The sequence below is a fragment of the Agromyces binzhouensis genome, from assembly GCF_004135055.1.
GTDB classification, from domain to species: Bacteria; Actinomycetota; Actinomycetes; order Actinomycetales; family Microbacteriaceae; genus Agromyces; species Agromyces binzhouensis.
On record NZ_SDPL01000435.1, the window covers coordinates 1 to 2,615 of the forward strand.

General features: G+C 73.3%; 3 protein-coding genes. All 3 read right to left on the bottom strand.

Annotation, left to right across the window (positions count from 1 at the left end; all coding sequences use genetic code 11):
* Nucleotides 1-985: serine/threonine-protein kinase (locus tag ESO86_RS15270; RefSeq protein ID WP_165307975.1), on the bottom strand; the 985-nt coding region annotated here is incomplete at its 3' end.
* A 93-nt stretch (nt 986-1,078) separates the two neighbouring features.
* Nucleotides 1,079-1,885 (bottom strand): PP2C family protein-serine/threonine phosphatase, encoded by an 807-nt coding sequence (locus tag ESO86_RS15275; RefSeq protein WP_129235744.1) that lies wholly within the window; start codon nt 1,883-1,885, stop codon nt 1,079-1,081.
* A 25-nt stretch (nt 1,886-1,910) separates the two neighbouring features.
* On the bottom strand, nt 1,911-2,615 hold a 705-nt coding region (locus tag ESO86_RS15280), incomplete at its 5' end, for an FHA domain-containing protein (protein WP_207207173.1).

A 2,615-nucleotide genomic window follows, 5' to 3' on the forward strand; every position in this document is an offset into this window, starting at 1 on the left:
GTGCGGATGCCCCGGCACGGCGGCGCCGCGATCGTCCCGACGCGGCGGCCACGCTCGTGCCGGCGCCGATGCGGGTGCGCTCGTCGAGGTCGACCGCGGTCGCGAGCGCCCAGTCGTCCATCGCGACCTCGAGCGGCGTCTGCGGGAGCGCGAGCTCCTCCTCGACCGCCTGCAGGTCGCGGATGAACTCGAGGGCGCTCCCCTGCCGATCGGTCGGTCGCTTCGACATCGAACGGGCGAGCACGGCTTCGAGGGCCCGCGGGACGTCGGGTCGACCGGTCGGCGGGACCCGGGCCCGCTCGATGCGGCCGACGAGGGCGACCGTGCCGTTGTCGCCGCCGGGGATCTCGAACGGGCTGCGCCCGGCGAGGAGCGAGTACACCGTCGCGCCGAGCGACCAGACCTCGCTGGCGACGGTCCCGGCGACCTCGTCGAGGAGCACCTCCGGGGCCGACCACGGCACGGAGAGCCCCACGGCGTCGCTCGCCTCCGCCTGCCCGAGGGTGGCGGCGATGCCGAAGTCCGAGAGCACGGGGTGGCCGTAGGCGGTCGTCAGGATGTTGGAGGGCTTGATGTCGCGGTGGAGCACGCCCTGGCGGTGCGCGGTCTCGACGGCGCTCGCGATCCGGACGCCGATGGAGAGCACCTCGGCGAGCGGGAGCTGCACGGCGCGGTAGCGCTGCCCGAGCGTCGCCGAGCAGTACTCCATGACGAGGTACGGCCGGCCGTCTGCGGCGACGCTCGCCTGGTAGACGGTGAGGATCGACGGATGGCTCGACAGCTGCGCCATGAGGTTCGCCTCGGCCTGGAACATCTGCCGCACCTCGTCGTTGACGACCTCGGCGAGGAGGACCTTCACGGCGACCAGCCGCCGCGGCATGTTCTGCTCGTAGAGGAACACGTCGGCGAAGCCGCCCGATCCGAGGACCCGGATGAACGAGAACCCGGGCAGGTTGGGCGGAGTCGACGGCAGTCTCCTCGACACGATCCTCCCGCCAGCCTCTGTGCGATACGTCACCTCGGCGCCTGGACGCCTCGGGTGTCGCCCCAATTCTAGGGTCGGGCGGATCGTGCGGGATCAGTCCTCGTCGTCGGTTGTGGACGGCCGGACCACCCGGAGCACGTCGACCACGACGACCGTGACGTTGTCGCGTCCGCCGTTGCCCACCGCCGCCTCGACCAGCTGGCGCACGGCCTGCTCGGGCGAACGGCCCGAGATGAGGAAGTGACGGATGCCGTAGGGGGTGAGCTCCTTGGTCAGGCCGTCCGAGCACACCAGGATGCGCATGCCCTCCTGGAGGGGGATCGCCCGGTAGTCGGGGATCGGCGCCTCGTGGAACCCGACCGCTCGCGTGATCACGTTCGAGTGCGGGTGGGTCTCCGCCTCCTCGCGCGTGATCTGGCCGGCGTCGACCAGCTCCTGCACGATCGAGTGGTCGACCGTGAGCTGCTCGAGCACGCCGCCGACGAGGCGGTACACGCGCGAGTCGCCGATGTTGAAGACGATCCACGCCGGCTCGTCCCCGATGACGCCGAGTGCGACGCCCGTCACGGTCGTCCCGCTCCCCTCGTCCGTGACGCCGGCCCCGCGCCCCATGTCGCGCACCGCGAGCTTCAGCGCACCGTCGATCTCGGCGGTCCCGATCGAGGACTTGCCGCCGTGCTCGGCGAGCCGCGTGACGACCGCGGCGCTGGCGAAGTCGCCGGCCGCGTGCCCGCCCATCCCGTCGGCGACGGCGAACAGCGGCACCCGGGCGACGAAGCTGTCCTCGTTGACGGCGCGCCGCAGGCCGGTGTCGGTCGCGGCCGCCCAGGCCAGCGTCACCTCGGTGCCGTCGGGCAGCACGACCGAGTGACGGCTGTTGCCGTTGCCGATCTGCGTCACCCGGTCCCCCACTGTCCGATCGAGTTCATGCGTCGACGCTCCCGAGCGCCGGGAGGATCTCGACGATCGTATCCCCTCCGAGCTGCAGGCTCGTGCCCGGCGTGACCACGAGCGATTCGCCGGAGCGCAGCCTGCGCTGCCCTGCGGCCGTCCGGACCACGGTCCCGTTCGTCGAGCGGAGGTCCGCCGCGACGAGTCGGTCGCCCTCCATGCGGAGTTCGAGGTGCGTCGCCGAGACCACTCCGGCCGGGGAGTGGACGCGGACGAGTGCGACCTCCCCGGTCGCCATCCGCGGGGCGCTCGGGCTCCGGCCGATGAGGACCGGAACCGACACCTCGCCGACCTCGCCTCCCACGACCCGGTAGCGCGGAGCCGGCTGCCCGGGCCCGGCGGGGACCGATGCGACGGATGCCGCGGCATCCGTCGGCCCGTCTGCTGCGGGCCGCCCGGCCAGCTGCGCCCGAGCCGAGCTCGTGAGGACCGTGTCGGCGTCGGCGGCGTTCCCGCGGACGAACCGGACGGTGTCGTCGTCGACGACCTGCATGGGCGCCGTGGGGACCCCGGACGTCGGCCCGCGCCGTTCCCGGGTCGCACGAGACGGCCGAGCGAGCCTCGTGTCGACCTCGGGGTCGCCGGCGCGCGAACCGGGTCGGACCGGGGCGTCGCGCCAGGACCATTCCACGGCCGACGCGCGGAAGGACGCGCGCTCGGCGGGCATGGGCGTGCCGCG